The 14380-nt window shown below is 56.5% G+C and carries 10 protein-coding genes and 1 pseudogene; 7 read left to right on the top strand and 4 right to left on the bottom strand.

Going from position 1 to position 14380, the window contains the following annotated elements:
• Positions 1–17: 17 nt before the first annotated feature.
• Genes KUF54_RS01970 through KUF54_RS01980 form a run of 3 tightly spaced genes read right to left on the bottom strand, consistent with a single transcriptional unit; the run spans position 18 to position 2756 of the window.
• The gene (locus tag KUF54_RS01970) at positions 18–251 is read right to left on the bottom strand and encodes a hypothetical protein (protein WP_219344766.1); all 234 of its coding nucleotides are present in this window, start codon (positions 249–251) and stop codon (positions 18–20) included.
• Positions 252–1469 (bottom strand): YeeE/YedE family protein, encoded by a 1218-nt coding sequence (locus KUF54_RS01975; protein WP_219344768.1) that lies wholly within the window; start codon positions 1467–1469, stop codon positions 252–254.
• A 3-nt stretch (positions 1470–1472) separates the two neighbouring features.
• The gene (locus tag KUF54_RS01980; protein WP_219344770.1) at positions 1473–2756 is read right to left on the bottom strand and encodes a rhodanese-like domain-containing protein; all 1284 of its coding nucleotides are present in this window, start codon (positions 2754–2756) and stop codon (positions 1473–1475) included.
• A gap of 310 nt (positions 2757–3066) precedes the next feature.
• On the opposite strand from KUF54_RS01980, the pseudogene KUF54_RS01985 reads away from it, so the two are divergent.
• Positions 3067–3315 (top strand): annotated as a pseudogene (locus KUF54_RS01985) (transposase); the annotation flags it as partial.
• A gap of 184 nt (positions 3316–3499) precedes the next feature.
• On the opposite strand, the gene KUF54_RS01990 reads toward KUF54_RS01985, so the two are convergent.
• Positions 3500–5158: an L-lactate permease gene (locus KUF54_RS01990; protein ID WP_219344772.1), complete on the bottom strand. Its 1659-nt coding sequence runs from the start codon at positions 5156–5158 to the stop codon at positions 3500–3502.
• Between the two features lie 198 nt (positions 5159–5356).
• Here KUF54_RS01990 and KUF54_RS01995 point away from each other — a divergent pair, with 198 nt between their 5' ends.
• The 6 genes from KUF54_RS01995 (at position 5357) to KUF54_RS02020 (ending at position 14305) form a co-directional block, all read left to right on the top strand.
• Positions 5357–6535, top strand: a complete 1179-nt coding sequence (locus KUF54_RS01995) for an alpha-hydroxy acid oxidase (RefSeq protein WP_219344774.1) — start codon at positions 5357–5359, stop codon at positions 6533–6535.
• 223 nt (positions 6536–6758) lie between these two features.
• Positions 6759–7916: a YidB family protein gene (locus tag KUF54_RS02000; protein WP_219344776.1), complete on the top strand. Its 1158-nt coding sequence runs from the start codon at positions 6759–6761 to the stop codon at positions 7914–7916.
• Positions 7917–8273: 357 nt separating this feature from the next.
• Complete coding sequence (locus tag KUF54_RS02005) at positions 8274–9203, top strand: DMT family transporter (RefSeq protein ID WP_219344778.1); 930 nt, start codon at positions 8274–8276, stop codon at positions 9201–9203.
• Between the two features lie 432 nt (positions 9204–9635).
• Entirely contained in the window at positions 9636–11189 is a 1554-nt protein-coding gene (locus KUF54_RS02010; protein WP_255576228.1) for an amino acid permease, read from the top strand.
• A gap of 206 nt (positions 11190–11395) precedes the next feature.
• Entirely contained in the window at positions 11396–12613 is a 1218-nt protein-coding gene (dinB, locus tag KUF54_RS02015; protein WP_219346228.1) for a DNA polymerase IV, read from the top strand.
• Between the two features lie 135 nt (positions 12614–12748).
• Complete coding sequence (locus KUF54_RS02020) at positions 12749–14305, top strand: PAS domain-containing methyl-accepting chemotaxis protein (RefSeq protein ID WP_219344780.1); 1557 nt, start codon at positions 12749–12751, stop codon at positions 14303–14305.
• Positions 14306–14380 lie beyond the last annotated feature (75 nt).

The following is a 14380-nucleotide window of genomic DNA, read 5'->3' on the forward strand; positions in this document are numbered from 1 at the left end:
GTGAAAGAGTGACTCGTTTATTTGCATTCCAGCGGCATGCCGCATGGGGCAAAACCGCAAAACGCGTCCACGCTGCCCGCTTCTTCGGCTGCACCTGCGGGTTGAGTGCGCAGGGCGGTAATGGGGTTGTCTCCTGCAGCAAAATTGCGCAGGTCAACACCCACGCCGACAGTAGTGGCCAGCAATACAGCCAGTAGAAACCAGCGAACAGGAGACTTGGGTGCAGGGGGGAGGCAGTGGGGTGCTGTCATTTATTTCTCCAGCCCAAACCAAGTGCGGGCGCGCACGCCTGCCAAGCTGCCGATAAAAGCCAACGCAAACCAGACCCAGCCGTGCATGCTGCCCGAGGCCAAGCCGCTAAACAGAGCGCCTACGTTGCAGCCAAAGGCCAAGCGTGCGCCATAGCCCATCAGCACGCCGCCTACGGCCGCCGCTAATGCGGAGCCTAAAGGGATGCGTGAGACCGGTGCAAAACGCCCAGCCAAACCGGCGGCGAGCAAAGCGCCCAGCACTAAGCCAAAGTTGGTGACGGATGTGGACTCGGCCAGCACCGGCCCTTGCAGGGCTTGGGCGGGCATGCTCCATGTCCAGTATTCCCAGCTGCTCACGTCTACGCCCACCAAGCTCGCCAGCTTGGCCCCCCATAGATTGAAGGCGAAGGTGACGGACCAAGGCTGGCCAGTCAGAAGCAAGTTAGCGACACTCAGCAGCGCCAAGCCCACAGCCGCCCAAGCCAAAGGCCAGTAGCCGCGCCACAGGCGCTGTGCGCCTTGCATGGCAGGGGCGTTGGAGGGAGCTTTCAGTAGCGATTGCAGTTGTTGGCGCTTGCGCAATTCCCAGCGGCGGGCCAGCAGATACACCGCCAGCAATCCGGCTAGTTGCAGGGCCAAAGCAGGCAGCAAGCCCCAGCTGTGTGCAGGCTGCACAGTGCCCAGAGACCATTGCGTAGTCCACCACGGCAAATGCGCTGTGCCGATGAGTGCACCCAAGATGAAGAAGGCCAGCGTAATTAACATGCGGGTGCTGCCACCGCCTACTGTGAACAGGGTGCCAGAGGCGCAGCCGCCGCCCAGCTGCATACCAAATCCAAACATGAGTGAGCCCACAAACAGCGATACACCCACAGGGCCTACCGCGCCGGTGACGGCTTGACCGAACACTTCTTGCATTTGCAAGATAGGCATCATGCCGATGGCTGCGAGCCCAATGGCCAGCATCTGCGCACGAATGCTCAGCGTGCTTCCCTGCGTAATTGCTGCACGCCAGCCCCCGGCAAAGCTAAAGCTGGCTTGGTACATCAAATAACCAAAGCCCACGCCTACCAAGGCCAGCAAGCCTTGGCGTGTGTCAATTTGCGAAAAGCAGGCAAGTACCAAGGCGCAAATACCCCCGAGCGCCACGAGGACGACGGAGGTATCAACGCCTTGGTTTCTTGCCGCAGTGGGAGCGGAAGAAACCTGGGTGCTCATGCTTTAGCTCTTCTTTGCAGCAGCGGTGGCAGCAGTGGGGCCGTAACCGGGGTTGACCCAGCCTTCCCATTTGCCTTCAAAGGCATCAACCTTCTCAAAGCCCAGCATCTTCAGTACGGTGAATGTTTGCGACAGCTGCAGCCCGCCGCGGGCAAAGATGATGACTGGCTTATCTGCTGTCACGCCTTGCTTGGCGAACAGGGCGCGCAGCTCGGCAGCGCTCTTCAGGCTGCGGTCGGCGTTCAGCGTGTCGTTCCAATACACGTTCACAGAGTCGGGCAGGCGGCCCACGACAAAGTCGTCAGCGGGGCGCACATCCACAACCACAGCCCCCTTCTTCTGGGCGGCTTCTACAGCGGCTTGGTCCAAGAACTTGGGGCCGAAAGACTTGGGCTGGTTCAGCGCATCGCCGGCAAAGGCGAAGTTGTTCATGTGACTTTCTTGGGCCACGTCAGCGCGGCTCCAGTCATCCCAGCTCTTGTCGTAGAACTTCACGTTTTTAAAGCCCAGATCCTTGAGGAACAGGTAAGAGCTAGAAGCAAACGCACCGCTGCCGCAATAAGAAACGATTTGCTGCTCAGGCGTAATGCCCTTGGCAGCCAGATCCTTGAGAACTTCGGCACGGTCACGCACTTGCGACGTCTTGGTGTTCATGAAGTCAGTGACAGGGATCAGCTTGGCGCTGGGGATGGCGCCATCTTCTGAAGCCTTCAAAAAGCGGCCATCCAAAATGGATGCATTGGGCTTGCCAACCAACTTGGCCACGCCGTCACGCTCGATGCGATTTTCTTTCTTGCGGTTCAACTTGAAGTTGCTAGGGGTGACAGGCTCTGCCTTGGTGCTTAGCTTCACACCCTTGAGTTGGGTGATGCCGCCGTCCAGCACGTGCAGCTTTTCAAAGCCTGCGTACTCCAGCACAGCAAAAGCGCGGCCAGCCATGGATGTAGCAGCGTAGATCACTACTGTGTCGTCATAGCTCAGGCCGGCGGCGCTCAGCGCTTTTTCGATTTGGGCGTCATCGGCATATTCATTGCGAATACCGTCGCGCTCAGACACGTTGATGTCTTGCCAAGGCAGGTGAATCGCGCCGGGTACATGACCCTTGTTGAATTCAGCGGCGCTGCGCATGTCGATGATCTTTACGCCCTTTTGGGTGCTCAGGGCTTGAAACTGCTTTTGGCTCACGATGATGCCGTCTGCAGCATGGGCGGTTGTGGCTGTCAGAGCAGCCAGTGCCAAGGCCGTCAAACCGCCTGCCAGCACATTACGCAAAGAATTTTTAGTCATACCAACTCACACTTAACCAAGTGACCGTTCGGGTCACATACAAAGGCCGCTTTAGGGGAATCTCAAACGCGGATTGCGTATTGGTGTAAACCCTGAGCGATGAAGGTCGCAACTATGCCAAGACTTCTTAATATCCAAAAATACATATTGGATGTTTGCTTATATTATTTTTTAGATATAACTAAGTGCACACTTCTCAATCGTTGAACGAGATGGCAACAAGCCTTGCGTAGGGCATGTTTTGCAGGTTTATTGATTTAAGTGGATGGGTTGATCAAGAAAACACCATGTGCTAAGGCCGCTGAGCCATGCGAGCTATGTTGGAACGCCCTTTGCCAACGAAGTCAAAGTAATACTGGGCGAGCATGTGAGGGTGCAGATCGCCAAGTGGGATGAGCTTCACAGCTTCAAGGCGATGCCCAAGCGCTGGGTGGCAGAGCGCAGCTTTGTTTGGCTGGAGAAGAACAGGTGGCTGTGGAAGAGCTGCGAGAGATGGCTCAACACCAATCTGCAGTTCATTCACTTGGCGTTTGTGGCGTTGCTGCTCAGGAGAGCGTAAACACACTCTTAGAGCCGCTAAACCACCCTTGATACGTCGTTGCATCGCCTTGTCCTACGGCATGTACTGCCTGCGGCTTCGCGTCTCGTCTCAAACGCAAACCTGTGGTTTGCTGGGTGGTGTTAGCGGCTCTTAGCGCGCAGCGCGTAGAGAAAGGGGGAGCCGCAAAGCGGCTCAGGGGGAGTTAATTGACCATCAACCTAAACGGCCACACATACGCCTGCAAGGTCACAAAAATGCCCATCAGGCTGGCGAGTGCAATCGAGTGGAAGAACACATAGCGCAGGATGTCGCCTTCGTGGTTGAACCAGCGCGTGGCGGTCGATGCCACAACGATGGACTGCGCGTCGATCATCTTGCCCATCACACCGCCTGAGCTATTGGCTGCACCCATGAGGTTGGGTGAAAGCCCCAGTTGCTCTGCCGCTACCTTTTGCATGCCGCCAAACAAAACGTTGGATGCCGTGTCAGACCCTGTGAGCGCCACACCCAGCCAGCCCATTAAGGTGCCAAAGAAGGGGTAGAACATGCCGGTGTTGGCAAAGGCCAGTCCCAACGTGGTGTCGGTGCCGGAGTAGCGGGTGAGCGTACCCAACGCCAGCATCAGCACGATGGTGATCAGCGAGTAGCGCACCAACCATGTTGTCTTGAAGAAGGTGCGGACGATAGCGACCGGGCTGTACTTCATGACAAAAGCGCTGACGATCGCCGACAGCAAGATAGCTGTGCCCGTGGCGGAAAGCAGGTTCAGCGTGTAGATGGCGCCCTCTTTGGTGGGCTGCGGTACGACCGGAGGCATTTTCTCGATCAGATTGTGCAGGCCTGCCATAGGGAAGGCTGGCGCGAACAAGCTGTTGAGCCATGCTTTCACAGGCGGCAGTCCCCAGATAAAGACAAAGACCGAGAGGATGATCCAAGGTGTCCAGGCTGCAATCAGAGCGCTCTTGCTATGTTTGATCATGGGCTGCGGTGGCTTGGCTTCAGCAGCGCTGACATCCTTGCCGCGCAGCGAAGCTGATGTCCAGATTCTCTTGGGTTGCCAATAACGCAGAAACAGCACCAGACTGCCCATGGACACAATGGCCGCAATGATGTCCACCAGCTCAGGGCCGATGAAGTTCGAGACCAGATATTGAGGTATGGCGAATGACAGGCCAGTCACCAAAATAGCGGGCCAAATTTCCATCATTCCCTTGCGCCCGGCAAAGGCCCAAATCAGCCAAAACGGTACCAAGACGGAGAAAAATGGCAACTGGCGGCCCACCATTGCGGTGACTTCCATCAAGTCATAGCCATGCACCTTGGCCAGTGTGATCACGGGCGTGCCCAGTGCGCCAAACGCGACGGGAGCGGTGTTGGCGATCAGTGACAGGCCAGACGCTGCTAGCGGCGAAAATCCCAGTCCAATCAAGATTGCGGCGGTCACGGCCACGGGGGTGCCAAAGCCGGCTGCACCTTCAAAGAACGCGCCAAAGGAGAAGGCAATCAGCAGCAGCTGAATGCGGCGGTCTTCAGTAATGCCGGACAGCGAATCCTGCAACACCTTGAAGCTGCCGTTTTGCTCCGTCAACTGGTGCAAGAAGATGATGTTCAGCACAATCCAGCCAATGGGTAGCAGGCCGGTAAAGCCGCCAAACAATGCTGCACGCCCTGCCATCTCGGTAGGCATGTTGTAGACAAACACCGCAATCAGCAGCGCAGCAATCAGCCCCGCACCAGCGGCCATATGGGCCTTCATGTGTAAAAAGCCAAGGCCCACCAGCATCACCACGACCGGGATGGCCGCAAGCAATGTGGAGAGCCACATATTTGAGAGTGGGTCATAGACCTGTTGCCAAACCATTGCTTGTGTCTCCTTGTTGTAGTGGTGAGCAAGATGGTGGCCGTACGTTTTGGCTTACATAATTAGCGTTAGCCCTTGATTGATGGCTGCTGTAGAAAATTTCAATATCGGCATAAATCACTTCAACTCAAAGTGCCATCTTCAGAGTAGTAATGGCGACTACCATCGGGATCAACTCAAATAACAAGGCAGTACGACGTGAGCGACCTCTCCAAAATCACCTGTATTGAAGACCTGCGCGTGGTGGCCAAGCGCCGCGTGCCACGCATGTTTTATGACTATGCGGATTCGGGCTCTTACACCCAAGGCACGTATCAGTCGAACGAAGACGACTTTCAAAAGATCAAGCTGCGCCAGCGCGTGGCCGTGAACATGGAAGGTCGCAGCACGCGCAGCACCATGATTGGTCAGGACGTCGCCATGCCGGTGGCCATTGCTCCCACAGGCCTGACAGGTATGCAGCATGCGGATGGCGAGATTTTGGGTGCCAAGGCGGCCAAGGCTTTTGGCGTGCCGTTTACTCTGTCCACTATGAGCATTTGCTCGCTAGAGGACATTGCCGAGCACACCGATCGCCACCCTTTTTGGTTTCAGCTTTATGTGATGCGCGACAAGGCCTTTATGGAGCGCTTGATACACCGCGCTAAAGCCGCAAATTGCTCAGCGCTGGTGGTGACGCTGGATTTGCAGATTCTGGGTCAGCGCCACAAAGACATTAAAAACGGCTTGTCCACGCCGCCTAAACCCACGATTGTCAACCTGCTCAACCTTGCCACCAAGCCGCATTGGTGTTTAGGAATGCTGGGTACCAAGCGCCGCAGCTTTGGCAATATCGTCGGCCATGTCGATGGCGTGGGCGATGTGTCATCGCTGTCGTCCTGGACGGCCGATCAGTTCGATCCAAGGCTTAACTGGAGCGATGTGGAATGGATCAAAAAGCTTTGGGGCGGCAAGATCATTTTGAAGGGCGTAATGGATGCTGAAGACGCGCGTTTGGCGGCGCAGACGGGCGCTGATGCGCTGATTGTCAGCAACCATGGCGGGCGTCAGCTCGATGGTGCGCCTTCGTCAATTGCGGCCTTGCCCTCGATTGCAGAGGCTGCCGGAAAAGATATCGAAGTGTGGATGGATGGCGGCATTCGCAGTGGCCAAGACGTGCTCAAAGCGCGAGCCTTGGGTGCGCAAGGCACGATGATTGGTCGCAGCTTTCTATACGGCTTAGGCGCTTATGGTCAGCAAGGCGTGAGTAAGGCATTGCAGATCATCCACAAGGAACTCGATACGACGATGGCCTTTTGCGGTCATACGAATATCAACAATGTGGGCAAAGAAATTTTGCTGCCCGGGACCTACCCCAAGCCGTTTGAACTGAGCTGATTGCGTTCAGTCCAACCAAAAGCCAGCTCACTGAGGCTGGCTTTTTTATGTGAGATGGCCTTGAAGATTGGGCTTTTTGCTGCTTATTGTTTGCAATTTACTGAATTTATCGCAGAACTGCGTGGGTGTGTCCTACACCAAAGTTGGCATGCCTCTTCCTAAACTGGGCACCGCGGCCATTGTTTTGATGGCTAAGCGCATTCTTGTTTACTGGAGGGCTGACATGTTTGAAAACGTAATTTCTGAGGTGGGTTCCCGTTTGGGTCTTGGCGATCAGGCCAAGCCTCTGGTTCAGATGCTGGCTGGCTACATTGCCAATCCTGCAACTGGCGGTCTTTCGGGCTTTCTAAATAAATTCCGCAATGCTGGGCTGGGCACCATGGTGCAAAGCTGGCTGGGTGATTCGAGCAGCCCTCAGGCGCCTAGCAATGAGCAGTTGCAAAACATTTTGGGCGAGAAAGAAGGCTTGCTGGACAAGATTTCCGCACGCACGGGTCTGCCGCTCGACCGAGTAGCCACGGCTATTTCAGCGCTGCTACCCATGCTGATATCGCGCCTGACACCCGGTGGCACCATCCCCACTGTATTGCCCACTGAGTTCGCAAGCTTTGCCAGTCAAGGTCAGTCCTTGATGGGCATGGTGACTGGTGGCCTAGGCGCAGCCGCTGCAGGAGTAGGCGCTACAGCAGCTGCGGTAGGTGCTGGTGCAGCTCACGCAGGGCATACCGCACGCGAGACGGTTTCTTCAGCCGCTGCCGCCGTGCCAGCCGAAAGCAGTGGCATTGCAAAGTGGCTGCCTTGGCTGATTGGCGCGCTGGTGGTGATTTTTGGTATTAGCTACTGCTCCAAGCAAAAAACAGATGTGCCTGCACCGGCTCCAGCTGCTGTGCCAGCACCCGTCACGCCTGAACCAACACCTACACCTGTGCCTGAACCTACGCCAGCGCCAGCAGCGACGGCTCCTGACACGTCTGCGCCAGCCGCTTCCACTGCCGCGACACCTGCAAGCGACAGCTTTACGGCGCCTGTTGGGGCAGGCATTTTGGACGGCATGCTGCAAGACACACCGCTGCTGCGCGTGTTCTTTGACTCTGGCAAGGTGGAGGTAGCCGCCGAGTTTGCTGAAAAGGTCAAGCCCATGGTGGCCTTTTTGCAAGCCAACCCTGATGTGAAGGCCGTGGTGTCTGGCTTCAACGATCCCACAGGCGATGCGGTGAAGAACGCCGAGCTGTCCAAGAAGCGTGCTCAGGCAGTGCAAGCTGCGTTGGTGATGGCGGGTGTGCCACAAGACCGCACAGTTTTGGAAAAGCCCGCTGAGACAACGGATACGGCGGCCACCAACGCCGCATCGCGCCGCGTGGATGTGATGCTGCGCAAATAAAAATTAATAAGCTCCAAACATGGGTGCAGCGAAGCACTTATGTAAGGTTCTTGCAAAAGCCCGATGCAAACACATCGGGCTTTTTTATGAGCGTTGATGTGGAATGTCTTAGCAATTGGCCAGCCTGCTTCTGGGCTCCGAGCAAATCTCTACAGACCCTAGTTAGCAGACCTTTGGCATGGCGCTGCCTTCATGCCAGCTTGACTCACGTGGGTGGGCAGCATGAATTGCGTCAGCAATCGCATAGATGGGCTGTCATGGGCCGTCATGTGTAGTCGTGCGCCGTTATGCTTGCGTGCTCACAAGAGTGAAGGCATGACATGTCGGGTATTGGACAGAGTTTGAAGAGGGGTTGAGATGGCTGTTGGGGCTGAATATATGTGGGTGCCCGTGGTGGTGTTTGCCGCCGCTGCGCAGACGGTCAGAAACACGGCCCAGCGCACGCTAACGGCGCAGGTTGGTACCATGCCTGCCACTTTGGTGCGCTTTCTCTACGGTTTGCCATTTGCCATCGTCTATTTGTTGGCGCTGTATGGGTTTGGCGATCATCCTCTGGCGCTGCCGCAGTTCAGCGCTGCCTATCTGGGCTGGATTGCCATAGGTGCGGCCTTTCAGGTGGCGGCCACGGCGGCTTTGCTCATGGCGATGAAAGAGCGCAACTTTGCGGTGGCGGTGACTCTGTCTAAAACCGAGGTGCTGCAAGTGGCGCTGTTTGCGGCCATGTTTTTGCACGAGCTGCCCACGCGCTGGGCGCTGCTGGCGATGGTGCTGGCCACCGTCGGAGTGTTGATGCTGTCCCTGCCGCCGCGCGGCCAGCTCTTTACGCTGGCGGCATGGGCGAGTAAATCTTCGATGTATGGGCTAATTTGCGGCGCTTGCTTTGCACTGGCTACCGTTGGCTTTCGCGGCGCGGCGGTAGAAATTGCGAGACTGGGTGTCGATTCGCCCTGGATCTCTGGTGCTTGGGGCGTGCTGATGGCGCAGAGCATGCAGTCGCTGGTCATGGGGGCTTGGATAGCGAAGACCAATGAACAGGGGTTACGCCCCATCTTCAAGGCTTGGCGTATTTCTTTGCTTGCCGGCAGCATGGGCGCGGCGGCATCCATTGCGTGGTTCACGGCTTATGCCATGCAAGGCGTAGCGGCGGTGCGCACTTTGGGCATGGTCGAGGTAGCTTTCAGCTACCTGATCTCTCGCAGAATCTTCAGCGAGCAGCTATCGCTGAGCGAGAAGCTGGGCATGGCGCTGATGATGCTGGGGCTGGTTCTTATCTGCTTGCAGTTTTAATTTTGATAGCAGGATGTCCATGTTTTTCATTAAGTTCGATCATGAATCAATGTGAGGTTAATGAATCACTTAGACATACAGCTTCAGATTTGATAGCAAAAGCAGCTGTCAAATGAGGGTGAGCAGCCCCAGAGCCAGCTATTGCATTGGAGATGTCTCTCATCTCCAATGCAGATTTTGGGCAAAATACCGTCTTTGCCTGTCAACTGGCCTAGCGATATCACCGCTTTGCCATTGAAGCACCCGACTGGGGTGGCTGCCGATACAGGATGCGACTGGCTTATCCGCCACTGCGTTTTGCTTCATGGCTTCGTTCCTGTTCTCTTGTTGTCTGCGATCACATTGATCGCTCTTTTGCGTTGCTGGCTGCAACGCCTGCGGGATGGTTGGGTGTTTTTGTGGATGGGCGCAAACCATTACAACAAGACATTTATGTCCCAACCCAACTCCAACCAGCAACCCGGTCAGGCCACGCCGGCCACGCTGGCCACACTGGCGAATGGCAGCAGTGACACCGCGCAGCCCCAGTTGCACCGGGTGCTTAAACAGCGCCACCTGAGCATGATTGCCATTGGCGGCGCCATTGGTACAGGTCTCTTTGTGGCCTCTGGCTCAGCCATCTCTCAGGTCGGCCCCGGCGGTGCAGTGCTGACCTATTTGCTCATCGGCATCATGGTGTACTACATCATGACCAGCTTGGGTGAACTTGCTGCGTTCATGCCTGTTGCAGGTTCTTTTTCGACCTACGCTTCGCGCTATGTAGATCGCGGCTTTGGCTTTGCGCTGGGGTGGAACTTCTGGTTCAGCTGGGCCGTGGTGGTGGCGGTCGATTTGGTTGCCGCGCAGCTAGTCATGGCTTACTGGCTGCCCGACGTGCCGGGCATTCTTTGGAGCGGCTTGTTTTTGCTGCTGATGCTGAGCCTTAACGCGTTTTCAACCCGAGGTTTTGCAGAGGCTGAATACTGGTTTGCTTTGATCAAAGTGGTGGCAGTAGTGGCCTTCTTGATCACCGGCGTGCTGATTTTGTTTGGCATCATCAGCAGCGGTCATACGCCCGGTTTTGAGAACTGGACCACAGGCGATGCGCCCTTTGTCGGCAACTTCGCCACCTTTGTGGGTGTTGCCATGATCGTGGCTTACTCCTTCCAAGGCACTGAGTTGGTGGGCGTGGCTGCTGGCGAATCGGAGAACCCCCGCGAGAACGTGCCCCGCGCCATTCGCCAAGTGTTTTGGCGCATCTTGCTGTTTTATGTGCTGGCCATCATCGTCATTGGCTTTTTGATTCCCTATACCGACCCGCAACTGCTGCGCACCGATGTGGCCGACATTGCCGTCAGCCCCTTCACACTGGTGTTTCAGCATGCAGGCTTGCTGTCTGCAGCGACGGTGATGAATGCGGTGATTTTGACCTCGGTGCTGTCTGCCGGTAACTCCGGAATGTATGCCGCCACGCGCATGTTGTTCAACATGGCGACGGAGGGCAATGCGCCGCGCATTTTCTCCAAGCTGACCAAGAACGGCGTGCCACTGTATGCGCTGATCGCCAGCACCGTCATTGCCAGCCTGTGCATGTTCTCGTCCATGTACAGCCCGCAAGCTGTCTATATCTGGCTGCTGAACTTGGCAGGTATGACCGAGTTCATCGTCTGGCTGGGCATTGCTGTGAGCCACTACCGCTTTCGCCGCGGTTATGTGATGCACGGACATGGTGTGCAAGACCTGCCATACAAGGCCGGCGCCTTCCCGTTTGGCCCCATCTTTGCGTTTGTGCTGTGCTTGATCGTGACGCTGGGTCAGAACTACCAAGCCTTTTTAGAAGACCGTATCGACTGGGGCGGCGTGATCTCGACCTATTTGGGTATTCCTCTGTTCCTGTTGTTCTGGCTGGGTTATTGGCTGGTCAAGCGCAAGACTTGGGTGAGTTACGCCGATATGCGGTTTGATGAGTTGGAAGAAATAAAAAGAGAAAAGTTGAAGACCCCCTGAGGCGCTAGCGCGCCTTCCCCCTCTCTCGCTTCGCGGGAGGGGGACGACACCTTCAGTGCGCGGCGGCGCTTCTTCGGTGTCACTGGTTTGGAGCATGCTTGTTTTGAGCAAGTAGGCTGATTTTTGCCAGCGCAGGCAAAATCGGTGATGTGAGTGAATCTTCCGTTTCTGCTGCAGACCTTCCCCGACGCATTGCGCATCTGGATATGGATGCGTTTTATGCGTCAGTGGAGTTGCTGCGCTACCCGCAGCTCAAAGGCTTGCCGGTGGTAATTGGCGGTGGGCGTAGAGCGCCTGATGACGCCTTGCTCGTAAAGCATGCGGGGCTGGCGTTGTCAGAGATTCCTGTGGCTGATTTCCCTTTGCTGCGCGACTACACAGGGCGTGGCGTCATCACTACGGCGACTTATCCTGCGCGGCAGTTTGGCGTGGGCTCGGCCATGGGCATCATGAAGGCCGCCAAGCTGTGCCCGCAGGCTATTTTGCTGCCGGTGGACTTTTCCCAGTACCGGCGCTTTTCACGCGAATTTAAAGAAATCATTCTCTCAATTGCTCCTGTCATGGAGAACCGGGGTGTGGATGAGGTCTACATAGACTTCACCCATGTCCCTGGTGGCCAGCGTGAGGGCGGGCGTGTGCTGGCACGGCTGATTCAAAAGACCATTTTTGAAGCCACGGGGCTGACTTGCTCGGTGGGCGTCGCGCCCAACAAGCTCTTGGCCAAGATGGCCAGCGAGTTCAACAAGCCCAATGGCATCTCGATTGTTCAGGCTGAAGATTTGCAAACCCAGATCTGGCCGCTACCCTGCCGCAAGGTCAACGGCATAGGCCCCAAGGCCGATGAAAAGCTCAAAAATCTGGGCATAGAAACCATTGGCGATCTGGCCGCTAAAAGCCTGCCGCAGTTGCTGCAATGGTTTGGCAAATCCTACGGGCACTGGCTGCATGAATCCGCATGGGGCCGCGATGAGCGGGCGGTGGTGACGCAAAGCGAGCCAGTATCAATGAGCCGAGAAACCACCTTTGAGCGCGACTTGCATGCCGTGCATGACAAGGCCGAGTTGGGGGCCGTCTTTACCGATTTGTGTGAGCGGGTGGCGGATGACTTGCGGCTCAAAGGCTATGTGGGTCGCACCGTCGGCATCAAGCTGCGTTATGACGATTTCAAAATCGCCACGCGGGACCTGACCTTGGCTTTACCTGTTCAAGATGCCGCAGCCATTCGTCAAGCCGCAGGTCAATGCCTCAAACGGGTGCCACTGGCCAAGCGCATGCGGCTGCTGGGGGTGAAGGTGTCGGGCTTGATTTCAGAGCAGGCATGGCAGGCCAGTGAGCATGACCCCGTGGCGCGAGAGTCACTGCTGAGGCCGCAAAACTTGACCTCCATCAAGAACTCGGACCCTTATACGGTATCTCTGTTCTAAGAGTCATCGAACTGGTAGTTTCCCTGTGCGATGATTCGATGTGTGAATTTGTGTATCAGGTCCAGAGGCATCCTTGGCATGACTGATCGCTCACTCTCTCATTAAAAAAACAGGCTCTTTCGAGGAGTGCAAGCTATGCGCATGAACCTGCCGGTATCTCAGCAAAACTACAACTTCCCCGGTGATGAACTGCTGGTCTCCAGCACCAATACCAAGGGCGAGATCGTCCATTGCAACCCGGCGTTTGTGCGGGTCAGCGGCTATGAATATGAAGAGCTGGTCGGCCAGCCGCATAACCTGATTCGCCACCCCGACATGCCCGCTGCCGCCTTCAAGGACATGTGGCGCACGATTGCCCATGGTTATCCGTGGACGGCGCTGGTCAAAAACCGCCGCAAAAATGGTGACCATTACTGGGTGCGCGCTAACGTCACGCCCATCATGGAAGGCGGCAAGCCGCGCGGTTATTTGTCGGTGCGAACCAAGCCTTCAGTCAAAGAAGTGGCTGAAGCTGAAGCCTTGTATGCACGCATGCGTGAAGAGGAAAAATCCAACAAGCCCAGCTTTCGCTTGCGAGCAGGCGAGGTGCGCAGCTTAGGCCTGATGGGCCTGTGGGATAGCCGCAAAGATGTGGGATTGGTCGCCCGCATGGCATGTTTGCTGGCGGTGCTGACGCTGATTGTGCTGTTGCCCGATATGTTGGGCTGGCAAGGTGCTGCGGCTTGGGGCTGGCGCGCGGCCAGTTTGGTGTTGGGCGCAGTGTTTGTGTTGTGGCGCTTTCATCTGCGCTGCGTGGCAGGGCTTGAAGAGGCCAGCCGCTTTGCTGCGGATGTGGCGGCTTGCAACTTGAGCACCGAATGCAATCAGAGCTACAACGGTGCCATGGGGGCGTTGATGCTGCGACTGCAGCAAATTCAGATCAACCTGCGCGCCGTGGTGGGTGATGTGCGCAACGAGGTGCACGGCTTTTCCGATACTGCCCATGAAATTGCGCAAAACAGCTTTGACCTGTCCGAGCGAACCGAGTCGCAAGCCAGCAGTTTGCAGCAGACTGCTGCCTCGATGGAGGAGATCTCTGGCACGGTTTCGCAAACGGCAGACACCGCCCAGTTCATGGCCCGTGCTAGCGATGAAAGTAGCAAGGTTGCCAGCCGCAGCGGCGCGGCCATCAGCGAAGTGGGGCAGGCAATGGAGCATATTCGCGGCTCATCAACCCGCATGAGTGAAATCATTGGCGTGATTGAAAGCATTGCCTTTCAAACCAATTTGCTGGCGCTCAACGCTGCGGTGGAAGCCGCCCGTGCGGGTGAGCAAGGCCGCGGCTTTGCGGTGGTGGCGGCGGAGGTGCGTGCGTTGGCCCAGCGCAGCGCCGATGCGGCCAAGGAAATTAGCGTGCTGATTAACCGCACCGTGGATGGCATCAACGATGGCAATGCCCGCATGCGCTCTGCCGGACAGACCATTGACGGCATGGTGCAAGCCGTGGACAAGGTGGGCTCTTTGGTGCACCAGATCAGCATTGCCACGCGAGAGCAGTCGCTGGGCATCTCTCAAGTCAATGAGGCGGTGGCACAGCTCGACTCCATGACGCAGCAGAACGCGGCGCTGGTTGAGATGTCCAGCAGTTCGGCGCAGTCGCTGCGCCAAAGCGCTAGAACGCTTGAGCGTTCGGTGGATGTGTTCCATCTTTGAAGGCTTACTTTCCTCCTTTAAACCCCAAAGGCAGCTGTTCAAGCTGCCTTTTTTGTGCCCGCGCTTAATCGATAT

The sequence above is a fragment of the Comamonas sp. Y33R10-2 genome (genome assembly GCF_019355935.1).
In the GTDB taxonomy this organism is placed as follows: domain Bacteria; phylum Pseudomonadota; class Gammaproteobacteria; order Burkholderiales; family Burkholderiaceae_C; genus Comamonas.

Coding starts and splice junctions, on each gene's coding strand:
- dinB (WP_219346228.1), top strand. CDS start 11,396: ATGGATGCGTTTTATGCGTCAGTGGAGTTGCTGCGCTACCCGCAGCTC.
- KUF54_RS02010 (WP_255576228.1), top strand. CDS start 9,636: ATGTCCCAACCCAACTCCAACCAGCAACCCGGTCAGGCCACGCCGGCC.
- KUF54_RS02020 (WP_219344780.1), top strand. CDS start 12,749: ATGCGCATGAACCTGCCGGTATCTCAGCAAAACTACAACTTCCCCGGT.
- KUF54_RS01990 (WP_219344772.1), bottom strand. CDS start 5,158: ATGGTTTGGCAACAGGTCTATGACCCACTCTCAAATATGTGGCTCTCC.
- KUF54_RS02005 (WP_219344778.1), top strand. CDS start 8,274: ATGGCTGTTGGGGCTGAATATATGTGGGTGCCCGTGGTGGTGTTTGCC.
- KUF54_RS02000 (WP_219344776.1), top strand. CDS start 6,759: ATGTTTGAAAACGTAATTTCTGAGGTGGGTTCCCGTTTGGGTCTTGGC.
- KUF54_RS01980 (WP_219344770.1), bottom strand. CDS start 2,756: ATGACTAAAAATTCTTTGCGTAATGTGCTGGCAGGCGGTTTGACGGCC.
- KUF54_RS01975 (WP_219344768.1), bottom strand. CDS start 1,469: ATGAGCACCCAGGTTTCTTCCGCTCCCACTGCGGCAAGAAACCAAGGC.
- KUF54_RS01970 (WP_219344766.1), bottom strand. CDS start 251: ATGACAGCACCCCACTGCCTCCCCCCTGCACCCAAGTCTCCTGTTCGC.